Source organism: Kitasatospora nipponensis, from assembly GCF_039528135.1.
In the GTDB taxonomy this organism is placed as follows: Bacteria; Actinomycetota; Actinomycetes; order Streptomycetales; family Streptomycetaceae; genus Kitasatospora; species Kitasatospora nipponensis.
This window is the reverse complement of sequence record NZ_BAAALF010000402.1, coordinates 1-2,082: the sequence shown is the minus strand read 5'-3', so window position 1 is coordinate 2,082 and position 2,082 is coordinate 1. Positions and strand designations below refer to the sequence as shown.

The following is a 2,082-nucleotide window of genomic DNA, read 5'->3' as shown; positions in this document are numbered from 1 at the left end:
ACCGCCACCACCGACTCCGGCCCCACCCCCTGAGCCACCAGGTAGTTCGCCAGCCGATTCGCCTTCTCATCCAACTCCGCGTACGACAGCACAACACCATCACCCACCACCGCCGGCGCCCCCGGCGTCCGCCCCACCTGCGCCGCGAACACCTCCGGCACCGACGACCCCACCACCACACCCGCCGTCTCGTTCCACTCCACCAGCACCCGACGACGCTCCACCTCCTCCAACACATCCACCGCACTCACCCGCACCCGCGGATCCGCGGACACCACGCCCACCACCCGCACCAACCGCTCCGCGATGCGCTCCACCGACTCGGCGTCGAACAGGTCAGCCGCCCCGATCACCGCCCCACGCAGGCCCGCCGGACGACCCTCGTCATCAAAGGCCTCGCCCACACTGATGTCCAGGTCGAACTTGGCCACCGACAGGCTGGCCGACAACTCGGCAGGCACCGCCCCGGCGCGCGCACCCGGGAGGCTCAACGCGGCCCGCCCCGTGTTCTGCACGGTGAGCATCACCTGGAACAGCGGGTGGCGCGACAGGGATCGCGCCGGGGCGAGTTCTTCCACAAGCTTCTCGAACGGCACATCCTGGTTGGCGAGAGCCGACAAGCCGGCCTCGGAAACCCGGGCCAGTGCCTCGGTGAAGGTCGGGTCGCCCGACAGGTCGGTGCGCATCACCAGGTTGTTGACGAAGAACCCGACCAGATCATCCAGCGCCTCGTCGGTACGGCCGGCCACCGCCGCACCGATCGGAATGTCCGTGCCTGCACCCAGGCGCGACAGCAGCACCGCGAGGGCGGCCTGCAACACCATGAACATCGTCACGCCCTCGGCCCGCGCCACCTCCACCAGCCGCGCGTGCACCTCGGCCGGAATCTCCAGCGGCACCCGATGCGCCTGGTGGCTCGCCACCGCGGAACGTGGCCGGTCGAGCGGTAGCTCCAGCTCCTCCGGTAGTTCAGCCAGTGCCGCGCGCCAGTAGGCGACCTGCCGTGACAGCACGCTCTCCGGGTCCTGCGCGTCACCCAACAGCTCCTGCTGCCAGAGCGCGTAGTCCGCGTACTGCACCGGAAGCGGAACCCACTGCGGCGCCCGCCCCTCACAACGCGCCGCATAGGCCATCGAGAGATCCCGAGCCAACGGCCCCATCGACCACCCGTCGGCAGCGATGTGATGGACCGTCAGAGCCAGTACGTGGTCTTCGGCGCCAACTGAGAACAGCCAGGCCCGGATAGGGATCTCGACCGACAAGTCGAACGCATACCCGGCCGCCCGGGCCACGGCACCAGCCAGGTCCGCTGCCGCGAGCTCAACCGCCTCCAGTCCCCACACCAACTCGTCAAGAGCCACAATCCGCTGGTGTGGCTCACCATCCACGATCGGGAAGACGGTGCGAAGCACCTCGTGCCGACCGAGCACATCCCGCAGCGCCGCGCCCAAAGCCTCCCGGTCCACCTCACCCGACAGCCGCAGCGCCGTGGGAAGGTTGTAAACCGCACTCGGCCCCTCAAGCTGCCCGATGAACCACAGGCGGCGCTGCGCGAACGACAACGGAATCATCAGGACTCCTCCTGGTTACGCATCGGCCGCAACGCCGGCCTAGCTGACTTTTGACTTCCAAGTTGACCTACGAGCTTTGCCACGGTCCGCGCCTTGAACAGCGCACGCAGCTCCACCTCAACCCCGAGCGCGGCGCGAATCCGGCTGACCAACCGGGTGGCGAGCAGTGAGTGACCGCCTAGTGCAAAGAAGTCGTCGTCAACCCCGACCTTCTCGAGGCCGAGGACCTGGGCGAACGCCTCGCACAGGGCCCTCTCCTGCGGGTTGGCCGGTTCGCGGCCGCTGCCCGGCGTGTACTCGGGTGCCGGCAGGGCCTTGCGGTCCACCTTGCCGTTGCTCGTCACTGGCAGCGAATCGAGCACCACCACCGCCGAGGGCACCATGTACTCCGGCAGTCGCTGTGCCACGAACTCCGCGAGAACAGGCTTCCGTTCATCAACTTCACCGTGGGCGAGGACCACGTAGGCGACCAGGCGCTTGTCGCCGGGCACGTCCTCACGCACGACGACGG

The 2,082-nt window shown here is 68.5% G+C and carries 2 protein-coding genes; both read right to left on the bottom strand.

Annotated features, from left to right (window positions below):
• Window positions 1-1,571: condensation domain-containing protein (locus ABD323_RS40625; RefSeq protein WP_344447136.1), on the bottom strand; the 1,571-nt coding region annotated here is incomplete at its 3' end.
• Window positions 1,571-2,082, bottom strand: a 512-nt coding sequence (locus ABD323_RS40620) for a phosphopantetheine-binding protein (protein ID WP_344447135.1), incomplete at its 5' end; no start/stop codon positions are given. The genes ABD323_RS40625 and ABD323_RS40620, both read right to left, overlap by 1 nt.